At 59.5% G+C, this 19,365-nt stretch carries 21 protein-coding genes; 11 read left to right on the top strand and 10 right to left on the bottom strand.

All coding sequences use genetic code 11. From position 1 onward, the window contains the following. Window positions 1-2: 2 nt before the first annotated feature. Window positions 3-2,084, bottom strand: coding sequence for a hydantoinase/oxoprolinase family protein (locus tag BFN67_RS21190; protein WP_080921433.1), 2,082 nt, complete (start codon window positions 2,082-2,084; stop codon window positions 3-5). A gap of 198 nt (window positions 2,085-2,282) precedes the next feature. On the opposite strand from BFN67_RS21190, the gene BFN67_RS21185 reads away from it, so the two are divergent. The 4 genes from BFN67_RS21185 (at window position 2,283) to BFN67_RS21170 (ending at window position 5,364) form a co-directional block, all read left to right on the top strand. Continuing rightward, on the top strand, window positions 2,283-3,110 hold the full coding sequence (locus BFN67_RS21185) for a ferredoxin--NADP reductase (protein ID WP_080921432.1): 828 nt from the start codon (window positions 2,283-2,285) through the stop codon (window positions 3,108-3,110). A gap of 80 nt (window positions 3,111-3,190) precedes the next feature. Continuing rightward, on the top strand, window positions 3,191-3,478 hold the full coding sequence (locus BFN67_RS21180; protein WP_080921431.1) for a WYL domain-containing protein: 288 nt from the start codon (window positions 3,191-3,193) through the stop codon (window positions 3,476-3,478). A 176-nt stretch (window positions 3,479-3,654) separates the two neighbouring features. Beyond that, a complete protein-coding gene (locus BFN67_RS21175) occupies window positions 3,655-4,386 on the top strand; it encodes an SDR family oxidoreductase (protein ID WP_080921430.1) in 732 nt (243 codons plus the stop codon). A gap of 132 nt (window positions 4,387-4,518) precedes the next feature. Then, complete coding sequence (locus BFN67_RS21170; protein ID WP_080921429.1) at window positions 4,519-5,364, top strand: fumarylacetoacetate hydrolase family protein; 846 nt, start codon at window positions 4,519-4,521, stop codon at window positions 5,362-5,364. Window positions 5,365-5,442: 78 nt separating this feature from the next. Here the strand turns inward: BFN67_RS21170 and BFN67_RS21165 are convergent, their stop codons facing one another. The 3 genes from BFN67_RS21165 to BFN67_RS21155 all read right to left on the bottom strand — a co-directional run bounded on the left by BFN67_RS21165 (window position 5,443) and on the right by BFN67_RS21155 (window position 7,086). Continuing rightward, complete coding sequence (locus BFN67_RS21165) at window positions 5,443-5,760, bottom strand: cupredoxin domain-containing protein (protein WP_080921428.1); 318 nt, start codon at window positions 5,758-5,760, stop codon at window positions 5,443-5,445. Window positions 5,761-5,762: 2 nt separating this feature from the next. Then, window positions 5,763-6,269 carry a DUF4142 domain-containing protein gene (locus BFN67_RS21160; RefSeq protein ID WP_245295367.1) on the bottom strand — a complete coding sequence of 169 codons (507 nt, stop codon included), beginning with the start codon at window positions 6,267-6,269 and terminating at the stop codon, window positions 5,763-5,765. A 112-nt stretch (window positions 6,270-6,381) separates the two neighbouring features. Then, window positions 6,382-7,086: an RNA polymerase sigma factor gene (locus tag BFN67_RS21155; RefSeq protein WP_080921481.1), complete on the bottom strand. Its 705-nt coding sequence runs from the start codon at window positions 7,084-7,086 to the stop codon at window positions 6,382-6,384. Window positions 7,087-7,337: 251 nt separating this feature from the next. Here BFN67_RS21155 and trpS point away from each other — a divergent pair, with 251 nt between their 5' ends. The 3 genes from trpS (at window position 7,338) to BFN67_RS21140 (ending at window position 9,799) form a co-directional block, all read left to right on the top strand. Then, window positions 7,338-8,420, top strand: a complete 1,083-nt coding sequence (gene trpS, locus BFN67_RS21150; protein WP_080921426.1) for a tryptophan--tRNA ligase — start codon at window positions 7,338-7,340, stop codon at window positions 8,418-8,420. A 111-nt stretch (window positions 8,421-8,531) separates the two neighbouring features. Beyond that, the gene (locus BFN67_RS21145) at window positions 8,532-9,023 is read left to right on the top strand and encodes a universal stress protein (RefSeq protein ID WP_080921425.1); all 492 of its coding nucleotides are present in this window, start codon (window positions 8,532-8,534) and stop codon (window positions 9,021-9,023) included. Window positions 9,024-9,229: 206 nt separating this feature from the next. Continuing rightward, window positions 9,230-9,799, top strand: coding sequence for a NifU family protein (locus BFN67_RS21140; RefSeq protein ID WP_080921480.1), 570 nt, complete (start codon window positions 9,230-9,232; stop codon window positions 9,797-9,799). Between the two features lie 19 nt (window positions 9,800-9,818). Here the strand turns inward: BFN67_RS21140 and BFN67_RS21135 are convergent, their stop codons facing one another. Beyond that, window positions 9,819-10,676, bottom strand: coding sequence for a D-alanyl-D-alanine carboxypeptidase family protein (locus BFN67_RS21135; RefSeq protein WP_425349815.1), 858 nt, complete (start codon window positions 10,674-10,676; stop codon window positions 9,819-9,821). Window positions 10,677-10,883: 207 nt separating this feature from the next. Here BFN67_RS21135 and BFN67_RS21130 point away from each other — a divergent pair, with 207 nt between their 5' ends. Then, window positions 10,884-11,966 carry a hypothetical protein gene (locus tag BFN67_RS21130; RefSeq protein WP_080921424.1) on the top strand — a complete coding sequence of 361 codons (1,083 nt, stop codon included), beginning with the start codon at window positions 10,884-10,886 and terminating at the stop codon, window positions 11,964-11,966. A 55-nt stretch (window positions 11,967-12,021) separates the two neighbouring features. Then, the gene (locus BFN67_RS21125; RefSeq protein ID WP_080921423.1) at window positions 12,022-12,648 is read left to right on the top strand and encodes a nucleoside triphosphate hydrolase; all 627 of its coding nucleotides are present in this window, start codon (window positions 12,022-12,024) and stop codon (window positions 12,646-12,648) included. 28 nt (window positions 12,649-12,676) lie between these two features. Here BFN67_RS21125 and BFN67_RS21120 read toward each other — a convergent pair whose 3' ends face one another. From BFN67_RS21120 to BFN67_RS21105, 4 genes are all read right to left on the bottom strand, one after another. Then, window positions 12,677-13,381, bottom strand: coding sequence for a glutathione S-transferase N-terminal domain-containing protein (locus BFN67_RS21120; RefSeq protein WP_080921478.1), 705 nt, complete (start codon window positions 13,379-13,381; stop codon window positions 12,677-12,679). 90 nt (window positions 13,382-13,471) lie between these two features. Next, complete coding sequence (locus BFN67_RS21115) at window positions 13,472-14,680, bottom strand: beta-ketoacyl-[acyl-carrier-protein] synthase family protein (protein WP_080921422.1); 1,209 nt, start codon at window positions 14,678-14,680, stop codon at window positions 13,472-13,474. After that, a complete protein-coding gene (locus BFN67_RS21110; protein ID WP_080921421.1) occupies window positions 14,681-14,938 on the bottom strand; it encodes an acyl carrier protein in 258 nt (85 codons plus the stop codon). 163 nt (window positions 14,939-15,101) lie between these two features. Then, window positions 15,102-15,812: a TetR/AcrR family transcriptional regulator gene (locus tag BFN67_RS21105; RefSeq protein ID WP_080921420.1), complete on the bottom strand. Its 711-nt coding sequence runs from the start codon at window positions 15,810-15,812 to the stop codon at window positions 15,102-15,104. Window positions 15,813-15,932: 120 nt separating this feature from the next. Here BFN67_RS21105 and BFN67_RS21100 point away from each other — a divergent pair, with 120 nt between their 5' ends. Further along, window positions 15,933-17,126, top strand: coding sequence for an HlyD family secretion protein (locus BFN67_RS21100; protein WP_080921419.1), 1,194 nt, complete (start codon window positions 15,933-15,935; stop codon window positions 17,124-17,126). Window positions 17,127-17,147: 21 nt separating this feature from the next. Then, window positions 17,148-18,752, top strand: coding sequence for a DHA2 family efflux MFS transporter permease subunit (locus tag BFN67_RS21095; RefSeq protein WP_080921418.1), 1,605 nt, complete (start codon window positions 17,148-17,150; stop codon window positions 18,750-18,752). A gap of 92 nt (window positions 18,753-18,844) precedes the next feature. Here BFN67_RS21095 and msrB read toward each other — a convergent pair whose 3' ends face one another. Beyond that, window positions 18,845-19,345: a peptide-methionine (R)-S-oxide reductase MsrB gene (msrB, locus tag BFN67_RS21090; protein ID WP_080921417.1), complete on the bottom strand. Its 501-nt coding sequence runs from the start codon at window positions 19,343-19,345 to the stop codon at window positions 18,845-18,847. Between the last annotated feature and the right edge of the window lie 20 nt (window positions 19,346-19,365).

Raw genomic sequence — 19,365 nt, 5'->3', positions numbered from 1 at the left:
GGTCAGGCTCCGACTTCGATGATGATGTTCCCGTCGGCATCGCTATTTGCCCGGTCGCCGGGTTCCAGTACGGTGGTCGCGTCCATCTGTTCCAGAATGGCCGGCCCTTCGATTGTCGCGTCGAGTGGCAGCTTCTCGCGCGCATAGACCGGCGTGTCGTGCCACGCGCCGTTGAACCAGACCGGCCGTGTCTCGTTCAACGCTTCCTCAAGTGTTGCCTTGCGCCCGGCCGGATCGATCAGGCGGCTGAGATCGACGACTGGCCGCACGCCCGTTACGGACGTGTTGAGGTTGACCAGATTGGCCCGGATTTCCGGCAACTCCACCTTGAAGCGGGCAAAATAGGCCTTCTCGAACAGACCTTGCAGCGTTTGGCGATCGATTGCGGGTGATGGCAGCGGTACGTTGATGATATGAGTCTGGCCGATGAACTGCATGTCGGCGGAATGGGTGACGCGAATCACCTGCGGCCTGATCGCCTCCTTGGCGATCAGCGCTTCGCCTTCGCGGCGATGATCTTCGAGGATGGCTTGCACCTTCGTCTCGTCGAGAACGGCGACTGGCTGATTGAGTGTGTTGACGAAGTCGTGGCGCATGTCCGCCACCACACAGCCGAGCGCATTGGTGATGCCGGGCCGCGCCGGCACCAGTACCTTCGGCAGGCCAAGTTCGCGCGCCAGCGCCGAGGCATGCAGCGGCCCGGCGCCGCCAAAGGCAAACAAGGCGAAGTCACGCGGGTCATGTCCGCGCGCCACCGAAACCATGCGGATGGCCCCCGCCATCTTCATATTGCCGAGCCTCAATACCGCGCCGGCGGCTTCGATGCCGGAAAGCCCGGTGGCAATGCCGATCTTGTCGTCAAAGATGCCGGCGACATGCTCGATGGTCACCGGATTGTCGACCGAAAGCAGCTTCTTCGGCGAGAGCCTGCCAAGCACCAGATTGGCGTCGGTCAATGTTGGCTCCGTGCCGCCGCGCCCATAGCAAATCGGACCGGGGGCTGCCCCGGCACTTTCCGGCCCGACCTGGATCAGCCCTGCCGCATCGACGCGCGCGATTGAGCCGCCGCCGGCGCCCACCGTATGCACGGCGACCATCGGCACATGGATCGGCATGGCATATTCGATCTCGATCTCGTTGGAGACCGCGGGCTCGGCATTGCGCACTAGAGCCACATCGGTGGAGGTGCCGCCCATATCGTAGGTGACGAGGTTCGGATAGCTGGCGCTCCGCCCGGTATAGGCGGCGGCGATGACGCCTGAGGCCGGCCCCGACATCACGGTCTTGGCCGCTTCCTTCGTTACGAAGCGGGCCGAGATCATGCCGCCATTGCCGTTCATGATGAGGAATTCGCGCGCATAGCCCTTGGCGGCGAGTTCCGCGCGCAGCTTCTCGACATATCGCTCAAGGATCGGCTGCACCGATGCGTTGACGGCGGCCGTCACGCCGCGTTCGAATTCACGCGCTTCAGAAAGCAGCGAGTGGCCGGTTGTGATGTAGCCGTTCGGCCACGTCTCGGCCGCAATCTCCGCCGCGCGGCGCTCATGCGCCGGGTTGGCATAAGCATGCAGGAAATGGATCACCAGCGACTCGCATCCCGCAGCCAGAAGCCGGGCGACGGCGTCGCGCATTTCCGTTTCGGCGAGCGGCGTGCGCACAGCACCGGACGCTTCCATACGCTCGGAGACTTCGAACCTGAGATTGCGGGGAATGACGGGCACGAAGCTGCCAGTCATGCCATAGGCCTGTGGGCGGGTGCGCCGGCCAAGCTCGATAATGTCACGAAAGCCGCGCGTGGTTATCATGCCGGTCTTGGCCAACCGTCGTTCCAGCACCGCGTTCGTGGTGGTGGTGGTGCCATGGACAATCAAATCGATATTGGCTATCGGAAAGCCCGTCTCGCCTAAGGCGGAAACCACGCCGAATGCCTGATTGTCGAGTGTGGTCGGCGTCTTGGCGATATGGACCCTGCCGCCTCCGCTGTCGATCAGGATGAGATCGGTGAAGGTTCCACCGACATCGATGCCGGCAACAGCATTGCCTTCGGAGAGGTCGTTCGCCGGTTCGAGGAGTTTTTCGTTCATCGCTGCAAACGGGGTGGGCGGACATGGAACGAGCTGCCCGAGACGTCGTTTCGAGAGCCCGCCTTGACGGAAATATCATTTGTATACTAATCAATTTCGCAGACAAGGTCTTACCGTTTTGCCAGCATGGGCAGGTGCGGACTTCAGGTTCGGCACGCGACGCTCTGCTGCTGTGGGTCACGGCCCAAGGATGGTTTCATGAACACCGCTGCCACGCCAAGAACGGACGGCGCCGAGCCGCTCGGCTTCCCCATTCCTGCCAATGTCCACGCCGAGAAGGTTATATCGGTTCGCCATTACACCGACCGGCTGTTTTCCTTTCGCATTACCCGGCCGCAGTCACTGCGCTTCCGTTCGGGCGAGTTTGTCATGATCGGCCTGCCCAATGCCGAGAAGCCGATCTTTCGTGCCTATTCGGTGGCAAGCCCGGCCTGGGATGACGAACTCGAATTCTTTTCGATCAAGGTGCCGGATGGCCCGCTTACCCAACACTTGCAGAAGGTCCAGCCCGGCGACACTGTCATCATGCGGCAGAAGCCGACGGGAACACTGGTACTCGACGCGCTCACGCCGGCGCGGCGCCTGTTCATGATATCGACCGGCACCGGCATCGCGCCGTTTGCCAGCCTGCTGCGTGATCCTGACACCTATGAGAAATTCGAGCGGGTCGTTCTTACCCACACCTGTCGCGACAAGGCCGAATTGGTCTATGGCCAGGAACTTGTTGCGGGGCTTCAAACCGATCCCTTGATCGGTGAACTGACGCATGGGCGCGTCACGCTCTACAATTCCACGACGCGAGAAGATTCCCCGCGCATGGGGCGTATCACCGCATTGATCGGGTCGGGAAAATTCTATGCCGATCTCGGTCTGGAAAAGCTTGATCCCGAAACCGACCGCGTCATGATCTGCGGCTCGATGCATATGCTCAAGGATGTCAAGGAACTGGTGGAGACAATGGGTTTTCGCGAGGGTTCCCTTAGCCAGCCGGCGAGCGTCGTCGTCGAACGGGCTTTCGTCGGGTAGATTCCGGCCTCTCATTAAACATCTCTGGATGAGACGTTTCCGCGCCTTATGTCTTCCGGTGAAATGATCGGGAGCAATGCGTGTCAGCCAGCGAAACCATCTGTCGGGCGATCGGCACGCAGCGTTTGTTGAGTTTTGTCTACAAGGGCAGCATTCGCACAGTTGAACCCTATATTCTGGGCTATGAGGAAGGGGGAGGATTGACGCTTTCGGCAGTCCAGGTCTTGGGTGGCAGCGGCAAGGGCTTTCGCAGTTTTTCGGTCGAAGGTATTTCGGCACTCGCCATGAGCGACCGGCACTTTCAGCGTGATCATCCGGATTACAACTCTCGTGACAGGTTCTTCGCCCAGGTGATTTGTCAGATTTGAGCGCCAAGTCTGAATGGCAATGCGTGCCCAAGCACCTTGACGGCGTGGCAGGTGTTCTTTAGCCAGAAAAAACATTTAGCCGCAGGCCGTCTGCCGAGCGATCCAGGCTGTTTGGCCCGACACCGGGAATTTGGTTGTCTACAGAACGTTTGCGAAGGCAGCAGGGAGAATATGGAATGGCAAATCTGGCGGGCAAGGTTGTTGTCGTGACTGCGGCGGCGCAGGGAATCGGAAAGGCGAGCGCGCTGGCCTTTGCCGCAGCAGGCGCGACTGTCCATGCCACCGACATCAATGAGGCGGCGCTGGCCGAATTGGCCGGCACGCCTGGCGTTGTCACGCGCCGGCTGGATGTGTTGGACGATGCGGCGGTGAAGGCCGGCTTTGCCGAGATCGGGCCGGTGGATGTTCTCTTTAACTGCGCCGGCTTCGTGCATTCCGGCAGCATATTGGAGGTGAAGGACGAGGATTTCGACTTCGCCGTCAATCTTAATGTGCGCGCCATGGTGCGCACCATCCGCGCCGTGCTGCCCGGCATGCTGGATCGGGGCGAGGGCGCCATCATCAATATGTCGTCGTTGGCGGGCGCGCCGAAAGGCGTGCCGAACCGTTTTGTCTATTCGCTGACCAAAGCGGCGGTGGTCGGGCTGACCAAAGCGATCGCCGCCGATTACGTGGGCAAGGGCATCCGCTGCAACGCTATCTGCCCCGGCACGGTGGAAAGCCCGTCGCTGGAAGGGCGCATGCGGGCACAGGGTGACTATGACACGGCCCGCGCCGCATTCATCTCTCGTCAGCCGATGGGCCGGCTTGGTACACCGGAGGAGATCGCCGACCTTGCCGTCTATCTTGCCGGCGCCACCTACACAACGGGCCAAGCCTATAACATCGACGGCGGCTGGTCGATCTGACAGAGCTTGCGCGGCTGACATTTAAGTTTCATTGTAGGCAAGTAATTTTACTTTGAATAGCGAAGCGAGTGAGCTTCCATTCGCACCGGAACATTGTTTCGCTGAGACCAACGATCACAGGAGAGGATTTTCATGAAACTGTTGCGGTATGGAGAGGAAGGATCGGAGAAGCCGGGCCTGCTGGACGCGGAGGGGATGATCCGTGATCTGTCGGCACATGTGGCCGATCTTGGTGGCAAGGGACTGGAGCCGGCTTCGCTTGCAGCCCTTTCGAAGCTCGACATAAAGACGCTCCCGGTCGTTTCCGGCAATCCGCGACTTGGCGCTTGCGTGGCCGATGTCGGCAAATTCATCTGCATCGGCCTCAATTATTCCGATCATGCTGCCGAAACCGGCGCCCAGGTGCCGAGCGAGCCGATCATCTTCATGAAGGCAAATTCCGCCATTGTCGGCCCCGACGACGACGTGCTGATCCCGCGCGGCTCGGAAAAGACCGATTGGGAAGTCGAGCTTGGCGTGGTGATTGGCAAGACGGCCAAATATGTCACGGAAGCCGATGCGCTCGACTATGTGGCTGGCTATTGCGTCTCGCACGACGTTTCGGAGCGTGCCTTCCAGACCGAGCGCAAGGGCCAATGGACCAAGGGCAAGAGCTGCGACACGTTCGGCCCGATCGGTCCATGGCTGGTTACGAAAGACGAAGTTGCGGATCCGCAAAACCTGAAGATGTGGCTGAAGGTGAATGGTCAGACCATGCAGGATGGCTCGACGAAAACGATGGTTTTCGGTGTTGCCAACCTTGTCTCTTATTTGTCGCAGTTCATGAGCCTGCATCCGGGCGATGTGATCTCGACCGGGACGCCTCCGGGCGTCGGCATGGGGATGAAGCCGCCACGCTATCTGAAAGCGGGCGATGTCGTCGAACTCGGTATCGAGGGGCTTGGCTCTCAGAAGCAGACGTTCAAGGCCGACGCCTGAAGCGGCGGCAGATCACGAAAATCAAAACGGGCGGCGGGTTTCTCCGTCGCCCGTTTGCCGTTCAAGTGCCATTCCAAATCAAGGTGTCACGGTGATCCGGCCCTTCATATTGGGGTGGAAGCGGCAATAATAATCGACCATGCCAGACTTCTTTATCACTTTGCTTGCCGATTTGCCTACCGGCAGCATCACTTCCCAGGCTCCCTTGACGGTTGCCGTATGGGCGAATGGGTCCTTGTTCACCCACTCGATCGTGTCGCCGACGCTCGCCGTCACCGATGCCGGAGAAAAGGCCATCCCCGTGACGGTGACCTGTATCGTCCTGGCGTGTGCCGGCAATACGCTGCTTGCCAGTGCGAAAACACCCGCAATCAGCGAAATATGTTTCGCCATCATCGCTATTTCATCTCGGCAGCAACCATTTCGGCGTGCTGCTCATGGCCTTCGAATATCTTCAGGCCGGTTTCCAGCAGGCTCTTGAGTTCGGGGTTGGTTGCCGAGGGAATGAGCACGGTCTTGAGTGCATCATCAACCTGTTTGTGGAAGGCCACCTCATTGATGATGTAGGCCTTGTCGAACGCGGCGCCCTGGAGCTTGGCGAGCTTTTCTCGTTCGGCCTCGGCAGCCTTGGTCAGCGCCTGCGAGGTGGGATTGTCCTCGGGCGTGACCTTGAGCTTCTTGACCAGGTCGAGGGCCTGCTTGTTGACCGCCTCGTGATCGCGCAGCATGTCCTTGGCGAAGTCCACGACCAGTTTGGTCTTGGACGTCTTGATTGCCTGCTTGGCGGCATCAATATCGATGACCCCGGCCGTATAGGCGATATGTGCGATCTGGGCATCGTTCGGCTTATCGGCAGCTTGAGCGAGCCCGGCCATTACCAGAAGGCAGGTGCCGCCCAGGATCATACGCAGTGTCTTTATCATCATGATCTCCTTTCGGGTGCAGCCTCGTGCACCCAGCACCCGATTGGATGTGTTGTTTAAAGAAAGGTTCCCGCGGTTTCACTGATCGGGCGGTCTAACCCTGTGTTTCGAGGGCCAATCGGCTAAGCACCGCTTCTGTGACACGTTCGCAGCGGCGCCCGGCAAAAGGATACGCGTTGAGCATGACCGGTCCGATCTGTTCGTCGATCTTTTCGTGCAGCAGCCTGCGGGCTCGATATAGCCGCGTCTTCACGGTCTCGGGCTTGATGCCGAGCAGTTCCGCCGTTTCCTCGACATTCAGTCCTTCGATCGTGCGCGCCATAAGGACGACGCGGAATTTCTCGGGCAGGCCGTCCATTGTCCGCTCTATCAATTCGAGTATCTGTCGCTGTGCCATGTTCCGCTCCGGATCGTCGGCGCTCGTGGCGACGGGAAAGCGTATGATCTGCGCGTCCGGCACCGTCTGTTCGGTTGGAAATCTCCTTTCGGCTTCGCGGCGTTTCTCGCGCAGGCGCCCCAGCGCTTCATTGATGACAATGCGTGACAGCCATGTTGCCAGCGCGGAATCGCCACGAAAGCTTTCGAGCCGCGCGAAGGCGTGCATATAGGCATCCTGCAGCGCATCCTCAGCCTCGCTGTCATTGTGCAGAATGGCACGCGCCATGCGGTAAAGCCGCTGGTTGTTGCGTGTCATGATGACACGAAATGCTTCTGCCTCGCGCGATAGAGCGAGGCGAACAAGGGTTGCATCGGTGGCATCGAAAAGGGGCTGTTGTTTCTGTTGTCTCGTTTGCGGCATGACATCCTCCGTTCCCTTGGATGGCGAACGGTTGAAAAGGTTCCGGCAAGCTCGCAATTTATCTGTGTTGATACGATTTGCCAGTAATGCAGATCGGTGTGCAAGCCTCTTGATCGTGCCTTCGCGATCAGCCATAAACGCGCCGTCGAAAGACATTCGCCGCGCAGTTTCCAGACGCATGATCTTGTCCGAAAAGTCTGCAACTTTTCAGGGCTCATGCTCAACGGCCCTCCACAAGCCATGAGGATATCATGACCGCCGTCAGTTCAGCTTCTTTTCGTCCTCTCGTCTTTTCCGGTGTTCAGCCGACAGGCAATCTGCATCTCGGCAACTATCTCGGCGCCATTCGCCGCTTTGTTGCCTTGCAGGACAGCTATGACTGCATCTATTGCGTGGTCGATCTGCATTCGTTGACTGCCCAACTTGTCTATCCCGATCTCAAGGATCAGATACGTGCAATCACCGCTGCCTATCTGGCCGCCGGTATCGACCCGAAGAAGCATATCGTCTTCAACCAGTCGCAGGTCATGCAGCACGCGGAACTGGCCTGGATATTCAACTGTGTAGCGCGTATCGGATGGATGAACCGCATGACGCAGTTCAAGGACAAGGCCGGCAAGGACCGCGAGAATGCGTCGCTGGGCCTGCTTGCCTATCCGAGCCTGATGGCTGCCGACATTCTGGTCTACCGTGCCACCCATGTGCCGGTTGGCGAAGACCAGAAGCAGCATCTGGAATTGACGCGCGACATCGCCCAGAAATTCAACAATGATTTTTCGGACCGCATCGCCGCTCTCGGATTGGGCGTCGAGATGAAGATGGGCGACGAGGTGGTCAACGGGTTCTTTCCGATCACCGAACCGGTGATCGGCGGGCCGGCGGCGCGCATCATGAGCCTGCGCGATGGATCGAAGAAAATGTCGAAATCCGATCCGTCGGACCTCTCGCGCATCAATCTTACTGATGATGCCGATGCCATTTCAAAGAAGATCAAGAAGGCCAAGACCGATCCGGAAGCGCTGCCTTCCGAGATCGCAGGCCTGGCAGGGCGTCCCGAGGCGGAAAATCTGGTCGGAATCTATGCCGGTCTCTCCGACATGACCAAGGAAGCCGTGCTGAAGGAGTTCGGCGGCCAGCAATTTTCCACGTTCAAGCCGGCGCTTGCCGATCTGGCGGTGGACAGGCTGGCCCCCATCGCCTCCGAAATGCGCCGGACCCTCGGCGATCGCGCCTATATAGATGCCGTGCTGAAGGATGGCGGCGAACGTGCCGGTGTTCTGGCGGAAGCCACGATGAAGAATGTGCGCGATATTATCGGCCTGATCCAGGGTTGAATGACCGCGAACCACGCGCCATTGCACGCCGATGCCACATCGGTTCCATCCGTTGCTTGCGGCGGTGACGCGCCGGTGGCAGATTGCCCGCATGTGAGGGAGAGCTGATCCATGGTTTCAAAGCGCCTCAGCCGCGAAGCCGGCCACCGTCGCAAATTTCTATCGATCGTAGACGATTCGCCTGAGTGTGAGCGCGCGGTCGCCTATGCCGCGAGCCGCATGAAAAGCACCAATGGTGTACTCGTCCTGCTCTACATTATCGAGCCGGACGATTTTCAACATTGGCTCGGCGTCGAGAAGATCATGCGCGAGGAAGCCAGTTCGGCCGCCCATTCCGCGCTGGACACTTATGCCAACAAGGTGCGCGAGCGTTTTGGCATCGAGCCGGAACTGGTGGTGCGCGAAGGCAAGGCCGTGGAGGAAATCCACAAATTGATCGAGGAGGATCAGGATATTTCGATCCTCGTCCTGGCAGCCAGTGCCACTAAGGAAGGGCCCGGACCGCTTGTCGCGTCGATCGCCGGCAAGGCGGCTGCCTTCCCGATTCCGGTGACAGTTATACCGCAAAGCCTTTCGGACGACGAGATCGACAGCCTGAGCTGAGGATGAATGATCGCCAGAGCTTTTCGGCAATGCCATCGAGCGTTACAAGGCTGAGGCACAGCCAGCCCTGTGCCAGCCTTGCTTTCGCGAGAGGTCCGGCGCGGATTTGTACCGCCATCGCTTCTGTCCTTGCTTGAAACCGCTCGGCCAAAAGTCTATTTAGAATTATTCCAATCTTTGCGGCCCTAATGGGCATGGAGACGACGATGTTCATCCAGACCGAAGCGACGCCCAATCCGGCAACCTTGAAATTCCTGCCCGGCAAGGAGGTGCTTGTGGAAGGCACCGCTGATTTTCGCGATGCCGAGAGCGCCCGGATCGCTTCGCCGCTAGCTGGCCGATTGTTCGATATTCCAGGCGTTACCGGCGTGTTCTTCGGCTATGACTTCATTACCGTCAGCAAGGAAGAGGCGGATTGGCAGCACATCAAGCCGGCTATCCTTGGCGCCATCATGGAACACTTCATGTCAGGCCAGCCGGTCATGGCAAATGCCGGTCCGGCTCAGGAAACCAGCGAGACCGATGAGTTTTACGATCAGGGCGACGAAGAACTGGTGCTGACCATCAAGGAGCTACTTGATACGCGCGTACGTCCGGCGGTCGCGCAGGACGGTGGCGACATCACCTTCCGCGGCTTCCAGAACGGCACCGTGTTCTTGCACATGAAGGGCTCCTGCGCGGGCTGCCCGTCCTCGACAGCAACGCTGAAGCACGGCATCCAGAATCTTCTGCGCCATTTCGTGCCGGAGGTTCAGCAGGTCGAGCAGGTCGCCTGAGCGTTCCTGCCCGCTTAATTTAAAGCGCGGGCTGGTCGGCATAGACCAGCCTTGTGTCGTCCAGCGACTTCCCAAGCACCCTTTGCAACAGCGCCTGGCAATGCGCCTCGCGTTTACGCGAACTGTCGGCACCCATTACCACCAGCACCAGGCTGCGCCCACCTGCATTGTAGGACGTCGCAATGTTGAAGCCGGACGCTCTTGTGTAGCCGGTCTTGATGCCATCCACGCCAGCCACTTTCTTCAGCATTCTGTTGTGGCCGCGGATACGTTTGCCGCGGAAAACGAATTCGGTGGCCGAAAAATAGGAATAATATTGGGGGAAATGTTTGCGTAGCGCCATTCCCAGCAAGGCCATGTCACGGGCTGTCGTGTGTTGGGCCGGGTCCGGCAGACCTGAAGCATTGCGGAATACGGTATTGCGCATGCCGATCTGGCGACCTTTGGCGGTCATTCTTGCCGCGAAATTTTCCTCACTACCGCCGAGATATTCGGCAACCGCCACTGCGACATCGTTGGCGGATTTGACTGTCAGGGCATGAATGGCGGTATCTACATCGATCGTTTGCCCCGGCTTGAAATAAAGCTTGGTTGGCGGTTGTGATGCCGCATGCGCGGAAACCGGGATTGGCGTTGTCCTTGTTACACGCCCTTGCTGAAGGGCTTCGAACAGCAGGTAAAGCGTCATCATCTTGGTCAGCGAGGCCGGATAGCGCTCTGCCGTGGCATTTTCGGCGAACAATTGCTGGCCAGTATGGGCATCGACAACGATGGCGGCATATTTTTGCGGCGCCGCCGGCACGGTCAGAACGGCTTCCGGTGATGTGGTCGTCGTGCAGCCTGTGACGAAGACTATGAGAGCCGCCACGACGAGCAGTTTGAATGAGGAAGATAACAGATGAGGAGACAGCAAGGGCAAAATCTGTGCAAGACGGGTATTATAGGTGAGGACCCTACAGCAAGCCGGCTAGGACGTCCATTTCGCTTAAGGATGATCCACCGATGTTACCGCGTTTGGCAATGAGAGATGCTTGCGCGATCGAGCGCGGGTCGCTTTGCTCGAAAAAGGCGAATCGGAGGGAAAATGGACGAACTGAAAATCGAGGCAGACGGCATTTCCGTATCGGTCGATCTGGCGATCGGCCATCTCAGCAAAATGGAAGTCAAAAATGATGGACGTCGACTGACGCCGCTGCATCGCGCGCCCTGGATCGACGAGCCTGCCGCAATGCTGCCGGAAGGTTTGCCCGAGGGTGTCGCGCGCCTTTCAGGCGATTTCCTGTGCGCACCGTTTTCGGCCAGCGATATCGAGGAAGCGCCGCTACATGGCTGGAGCGCCAACAGCCCGTGGACTGTTATAGAGAACGGACCGGTCGATGGTGGCTGGTGCGCGCGCCTGCGGTTGCAGCGCAGGATTATGGGTGCGCAGGTAGACAAGATCCTGACTTTGCGCGATGGGCATCCTTTTCTCTACCAGGAACATGTCTTTAACGGGGGCGTCGGTGCGATGCCTGTTGCCCACCACGCCATGACGGTCATGGCATCGGGCGGACGTCTATCCTTTTCGCCGAAGCGCCTCGTGGCCACATCAGGCGATCCGTTGGAGCCGGACCCGGCGCGCGGGCGCTATCTTCTGGCCTACCCCGCGCGCAGCGATGATCCTTCGCATTTTCTCGCCGCTGACGGTGGCACAGTCGATCTGACCGACTATCGCATGGACCGCCGTCACGAGGATTTCGTTGTCCTGGTTGAAGCCGCGCATGACGGTCCGGGCTGGACTGCCGTGGCGCGCGAGGCCGAGGCCGATCTGGTGCTGGTTCTGAAGAATCCTTCCGAACTTCCGGTCACCATGCTTTGGATCAGTAATGGCGGTCGTGACTATGCGCCGTGGAGTGGCCGGCATCGTGGTGTTCTGGGCATTGAGGATGGCCGTACCGCCGTTGGCCATGCGGCTTCGCTGGGCGATAACTGGCTGAAGCGCGAGGGGGTTGCCACCTGTTTTGAACTTGGACGCCGTGTTGCATTCCGGCAGGTGATTGGAGCGGTGCCGCTGGTCGGCGGCCGGCCGCCGCTCTCGGTCCAGTCGCGAAGCGACCGTCTGCAACTCGATATGCCCGATGGTTCGCGGCGCGATATTCCGTTCGACGGCATGTTCCTCGGGAACTGATGGCAAACGGTGTCGTTTGGGTTCATCAAGATGGCTTGAGAAGTGGGGAGTTTCCATGTCTGAAATTGCCACCATCGCCGCAACGATCTTCAAACATGCGGGCAAGGCCAAGCGCTTTGTCGTCGCGATTGCCGGGCCGCCGGGTTCCGGCAAATCCACCTTGTCGGCCAGGCTCCGCGATGTGTTGCCCCAGGAGACAGTCGAGGTGGTGCCGATGGACGGCTTCCATTTCGACGATGCCATTCTGGAACGTCGTGGCTTGCGTTCTCGCAAGGGCGCGCCCGAGACGTTCGATTTCACCGGCTTCGAGGCATTGCTGAAGCGCATCCGGGCCGGGGAGTCGGAAATTGCAATCCCGATTTTCGACCGCAGCGTGGAATTGTCGCGCGCCGCGGCTGCAGTCATTTCAGGCGAGATGAAATTCATCCTCGTCGAAGGCAATTATCTGCTGCTCGACGAAGCGCCATGGGCGAGACTGGCGCCGCTGTTCGACATGACGGTTTTTGTTGATGTTCCGCGCGCGGAGTTGGAGCGGCGGCTTATGCAGCGTTGGCGCGATCTTGGCCGATCCGACGAGGATGCCCGCGCCTGGATCGCTTCCAACGACATGCCAAATATCGAGCGTGTGCTTTCGCATCGTCGCCCCGCCGACATGATTGTCGGCATGCGCGCAGTACCTTGACAGCAGGCCGAACCGGTCTTCGCGTTTTTCAGGGTTTTGCCGGGATCGTCAGGCCACGCTGCACAGCCGGGCGCGCGAGGCCGCGCTCCAGCCATGCCGCGACATTGGGAAAGTCGTCAAAGCCGACCAGATCGCGCGCTTCGTAGAAACCGATCAGGTTGCGTACCCAGCCCAGCATCGAAATGTCGGCGATGGTGTAATCCTCGCCCATGACCCATTCGCGCCCGTCGAGCCGGCCTTCCAGCACGCCGATCAGCCGGCGCGATTCAGCGCGATAGCGTTCCAGCGGTCGCTTGTCGGTAATCTGCCGGCCGGCGAATTTGTGAAAGAAGCCGAGTTGGCCGAAGATCGGGCCGATGGCCGCCATCTGGAAGAACACCCACTGGATCGTCTCGTAGCGGAGAGAGGGATCATTGGGCAGAAGCTTTCCGGTCTTTTCTGCGAGGTAGAGCAGGATAGCGCCGGATTCGAACAGACCGAGCGGCTTTCCCTCAGGACCGTTGGGATCGATGATGGAAGGGATCTTCCCATTGGGATTCAGCGACAGGAATTCTGGAGTCCAGCTTTCGTCCTTGCCGATATCGATGGAATGGGCCTCATAGGGGAGGCCGATTTCTTCCAGCATGATCGAAACCTTCACGCCATTCGGCGTCAGCGCCGAGTAGAGCTGAAGCCGGTCCGGATGTTTGGCCGGCCAACGCCGGACGATCGGAAAGGCGGAAAGGTCGGTCATCATGGGCTCCGGGAGAAGTTCGGCGCGGACGCCGTGGCGGGATGCCTCAAAATTAGTGTGCTGAGACTCGCAATCAATATGCCGCCAGGATCATACGCCCTTGAAAGCCAGCACCGCATTCGTGCCGCCAAAGGCGAATGCGTTGCTCAGGGCGACATTCAGCTTGCGTTCGCGCGCCGTGTTCGGTGTCACGTCGAGATCGCATTCCGGGTCAGGCTCAACGAAATTGGCGGTTGGCGGCACAATAGCTTCGCGGATTGCCATCACGCACGCGATCATCTCGAGCGCGCCCGAAGCGCCGAGGCAATGGGCGTGCATGGATTTCGTCGAGGATACAGATAACGCATAGGCATGCTGGCCGAAGACGCGCTTGATCGCGGCGGTCTCGATCTGGTCATTGGCCTTGGTGCCGGTGCCATGCGCATTGAGGTAGTCGACATCCTCGGGTGTGAGGCCGGCATCGGCCAGGCAAGCGCGCATGGCGTTTTCCGGCCCTTCGACCGTGGGCGCGACAATATCCGACGCATCCGCTGAAAGGCCGACACCAATGATTTCACCCAAAATGGTGGCCCCCCGCGCGCTGGCATGCTCGAAACTCTCCAGAACCGCCATGCCGGCGCCTTCGCCGAGCACCAGACCCTGGCGATTGGCGGAGAACGGGCGGCAGGTGTCGGGCGAAAGCACGCGCAGCGCTTCCCAGCCTTTCAGGATGCCCCAGACCATAGGTGCATCGGTGCCGCCGGCCAGCATGGCGTCGGCACGCCCGAGGCGAATCTGGTCAACTGCCGAGGCGATGGCGTGGTTCGACGACGAGCAGGCCGAGGTGACACCGAAGACAGGACCGCGTAGGCCGAGATTCATCGAAACCTGCCCCGCTGCCGCACTGGGCATTACCTTCGGGACGGTGAAGATGCCGGCGCGATTCTTGCCTTCGAGCAGGATGGCGCGATAATTTTCCTCGATTGCTTCCCAGCCGCAGACGCCGACGCCGACAGTTGTACCAATGCGGTAGGTGTTGTTGTCGCTGATGCTGAGGCCCGAATGCTTCACAGCTTCACGAGCGGCAATCACCGCCAGCAGGCTGAAGCGATCCATGGAGACAAGCTGCTTGCGCTCGATGTCATGCTCGGGGAACGCCTTGATCTCGCAACCGGTCTTGATCTTGATGTCGTGCAGGGATGTATTGGAGATCGGACCGATGGCCGAGCGACCGGCACGCATCTCGTGCCAGATCGTGGTCACATCGTTTCCAAGACCGCAAATTCCACCCAGGCCGGTGACAACAACACGTCTGCGCATTCAGGCGCGCTTCTTGTCTATGAGCGCGCGGACCGCCTCGACCATGTCCCCGACATTCTTGAGATTGCTCCAGGCGTCGACCGTGTTCATCTCGATCTCGATATTGTATTCTTCCTCCAGGTCGAAAATGATCTCGGTGAGTTCGAGAGAGTGGATGCCCAACGATGTCAGCTCGGTATTGACCGTGATCTCCTCATCACCAGGTTCGGCATGAGCCTTGATCTTGTCGATAATTTCTGTTGCGAGCTGATCAGCCATCCGGTCCCTTTCTCCCCCAATCCGGCCAAGCGCCTATCGCCTAATGGCCGCATTTTTCTTTTTGATCGACGGGCCTTCATCATAACCCGCAAATCCTATCATTCTCTATAGAAACCGATTGGTTGTGACGCAATGCCTGTACATTCCGAATGACGGGCTTACTTTACTTCCTGCCGTGTTCCTGCCGCGCTAGTTTGGCGGTGCCGTAGGCCTTAAGAAATACGTCGATGCCGGAGCGCACGACATATTCGATCTCCGTCTCGTTCGGAGTCTCGGTTCGGTAGGCGAAAAGGCACTGGCGAAACAAGCCTGCCAGACTCAATTCGCTAAGCTGGTAAGCCGCAAGATCCAGGTCTGCGATATCGAGCAGTCCCTGTTTCACGGCCATTTCCAGAAAATGAACCAGATGCTCATGTCCGTGTTTGGGGCCGCGCTCGTAGAAGCGACGGCCAAGCTCCGGAATTCTTTCCGAAGCGCCGATGATCGTGCGTTGCGCAAGTATTACTTTATGGGACGTAATCTTGATCGAAAGCGCAATGCCGAAATCCACCAGCGTTTCGCGCAGCGGTCCTCCTTGCTCTAACGCTGCGTAAAGATTTTTGAAGATCGTGCCGCGTTCTTCCTCAATCAGCGCCTCGAACAGTTCTTCCTTGCTGGTGAAATAGACATAAATGGTGCCCTTGGAAACGCCGGCCGCACGGGTAATGTCGTTCATTGAGGCGGCATCGAAGCCCTTGTCGATGAAGACGCGGCGCGCACCCTCGATGATCTGCTGGCGCTTGACGGGGTCGTGACCCGCGGCTGGCCGTCCGCGACGCGGACATTCGGGAGTCCCCGGTCTGCTGCCGCATATGTCGGATTCATTGTCGCTCATTTCCGAGCCCTTCGAAATTATTCGAACCAATTGGTTCGATTTTTTCTTGATGTGGCGGCTCGCCAAGTTTATGTCAATGTCGAACCGAACGGTTCAGTATAATAGATCAAGAGAGATCAGATGTCCTCGCCGTCCGCCTCGACAATAGCCGAATTGCGCCCTTTTCCCAATGCAAAGGCACCGCCTGCGGCAGAAGCGCCGCTGCCGCCCGCGCCCGATGAAGTTGCCGCCACAGTACCCGCTGGGAAGAAGCGTTCGGCGCGTTCCTTCTTCTTGCTGATCGTTCTTCTGGTGCTGCTTGGCGGTGGTGCCTGGTATGGCTACGGCTACTGGACGGACGGCCGCTTCATGATCTCGACCGACGATGCTTATGTACAGGCTGATATGGCATTCGTGTCGCCGAAGATTTCCGGCTATATCGACCATGTTGAGGTGATCGAGAACCAGAAGGTGAGGGCCGGAGAGCCACTCTTTGTCGTCGATGACGGCGATTACAAGATCGCCGCCGCGCAAGCACAGGCCGAGATCACGACCTTGGGCAAGACGCTTGAGCGGATTGATGCGCAGATCGTCGCGGCACAGGCGGCGCTCCAGCAGGCTAACGCGCAGAAGGGCTCAGCGCAGGCTGCCGCCGACAATGCAGCGCGTACGGAAAGTCGCGCCGCGCGGCTTCTCAAGGCCCATGTCGGCACGCAGGCGCAACTTGACGATGCTCGCACGGCGGTCGAACAGGCGAATGCGGTGCTTGCCGGTGCCGAAGCACAGATCGCTGCCGCAAAGGCCAATATCGGCGTGCTTGAGGCCCAGCGGGCGGAATCGCAAAGTTCGCTAGGCTCCTTGAAACTGGCCAAGGCCAAGGCCGAGCGCGATCTATCGTTCACGGTGCTGCGCGCTCCTTATGACGGCGTCATTGGCAATCTCTCGGTGGAGCGGGGTGATCTTGTCAGTCCCGGTCAGAAGCTTGCCGTCGTCGTGCCGATGAACAAGCTCTACATCGTCGCAAATTTCAAGGAAACGCAGCTCGCGCGAATGGTGCCGGGCGAAAAGGTGCGCCTGTCGGTCGATGCCCTGCCGGACAAGACCTTCGAGGGCACGGTCTCATCGTTGGCGCCGGCTTCCGGTTCCGTTTTCTCGCTGCTGCCGGCGGAAAACGCCACGGGTAATTTTACCAAGGTGGTGCAACGCGTCCCGGTGCGCATCGATCTTCCTGCGAAGGTGCTGGAATCCGGCAAACTGCGCGCTGGCCTTTCGGTCGTTGCCGATGTCGATAGCCGCACCGCGCCCGCGGCAACGATGGCGCTCGCCGCCAACTGACGCGGGTTCGAGGAGGCGATCATGGCCACCGCAACCGTCGCACTGGGAACGCCGGCATCCGCCACGCCGCGCCCGGCGCCTCGTGCAGATGCGCTCGACCCACGCCGCACCGTCGCCTTTCTGGCGATGGTGTTCGGCATGTTCATGGCGATCCTCGACATTCAGATCGTCTCGGCCTCGCTGACCGAAATTCAGGCGGGCCTTTCCGCCAGTTCCGACGAAATCGCCTGGGTGCAGACGGCCTATCTGATCGCCGAGGTGATCATGATCCCGCTGTCGGGATTTCTCTCACGCATGCTTTCGACCCGCGTTTTGTTCACGGTGGCCGCAGCCGGCTTCACCGCTTCCAGCGCGCTCGCCGCCACCGCGACCAATATCGATCAGATGATCGTCTATCGCGCGTTGCAGGGTTTCATCGGCGGCGGCATGATCCCGAGCGTTTTCGCGGCTGCCTTCACCATCTTCCCGCCGTCGCGCCGCGCGGTGGTGACACCGATGATCGGCCTGGTGGCAACCATGGCGCCGACCATCGGTCCGACCATAGGCGGCTATATCAGCCATGCCTTTTCCTGGCACTGGCTGTTTCTCATCAATGTTGTACCCGGTATCCTAGTGGCGAGTGCGGCCTGGGCGCTGATCGACTTCGACAAGCCGGACCTTTCGCTCATGAAGAAATTCGACTGGTGGGGCCTTGCCGGCATGGCCGCTTTTCTCGGCTCGCTTGAATATGTGCTGGAGGAAGGGCCGAACCACGACTGGTTGCAGGATCAGGCGGTGTTCGTCTGTGCCGTCGTCATGGTGATCGGCGCACTCATATTCTTCTGGCGGATCTTCACCGCGGAGGAGCCGATCGTCGACATGAGCGCCTTCTCCAACATCAATTTCGCCTTTGGCTCGATCTTTTCCTTCGTCATGGGCATTGGCCTTTACGGACTGACCTATCTCTACCCGGTCTTTCTCGGACGCATTCGCGGCTACGATTCCATGATGATCGGCGATGCGTTGTTTGTTTCCGGCCTGGCGATGTTCGTCATGGCGCCGATATCCGGCTTTCTGTCGCGCAAGATGGACCCGCGCCTGATGATGATGATCGGTTTCCTCGGCTTCGCGCTTGGCACCTGGCAGATGTCGCGCCTCACCGCCGATTGGGATTTCTGGGAACTGTTTGTGCCACAGATCCTGCGCGGCGCCTCGATGATGCTGTGCATGGTGCCGATCAGCAATATCGCGCTCGGAACGCTGCCGCCCGAGCGCCTGAAAAATGCGTCGGGCGTGTTCAACCTGACGCGCAATCTCGGCGGCGCGGTGGGGCTCGCGGTCATCAATACGCTTTTGATCGGCCGTGGTGCTTTCCACTATGAAAGGTTGGCGGAGCATGTGCGTTGGGGTGATGCGGAGACCGCAATGCAACTTCAAAACATGACACGCAATTTCGATTCACATGGCGGCATGGACGCGGCCACTGCGGCGCTGTCGAGGCTTTCCGGCATGGCTCATCAGCAGGCTTCGGTGATGGCCTTTGCCGATGTCTTTTATCTGATCACCGCGCTGTTCGCGTCATTGGCGCTGTTTGCCATTCTCATGCGCAAGCCGCCGGAATCGGCCGGTGGCGGTGGCGGACACTAGCAATCGGCATTTTGAAACAAGACAGGCTTCTTCCCCCGCGGCCTGTCTTGCCGTGCCGCTCCATCCTCCCGTCGGGAGGGTGGAGCGGAGCTTCAGGCCGTCGCCGGCGTGAAACTCAGCGCCACTCCGTTGATGCAATGACGCTTGCCGGTCGGCGGCGGGCCATCATCGAAAATATGCCCGAGATGGCCGCCGCAGCGGCTGCAATGGCATTCGACCCGTACCATGCCGAGCGAGGTATCTTCCCGCGTCAGGACGCCGCCTGCCATTGCTTCCCAGAAGCTAGGCCAGCCGGTGCCCGATTCGAATTTGGTTGTCGAGGAATAGACCGGCTGCGCGCACCCGGCGCAGGCAAAAGTGCCCTTGCGGTGTTCGTTGAGCAGCGGGCTCGATCCGGGATATTCGGTTCCCTCTTTTCGCAGCACGTTGAACGCCTCATCCGACAATATGGCATGCCATTGCGCGTCCGTCTTGGTTACGGCGAAGGTTTCGGCACTCGCTTTCTCCGGCCGTACGCTACGCCACAGCAGCGGTATTGCGCCCATTGCAGCGATCGCCGCTGCGCTACCAGATAAAAGCTGACGTCTATCCATGATCTCTCTCACTCCCGCAT

This window comes from Manganibacter manganicus, from assembly GCF_002075885.1.
In the GTDB taxonomy this organism is placed as follows: domain Bacteria; phylum Pseudomonadota; class Alphaproteobacteria; order Rhizobiales; family Rhizobiaceae; genus Mesorhizobium; species Mesorhizobium manganicum.
This window is presented reverse-complemented; position numbering and strand designations above follow the sequence as displayed.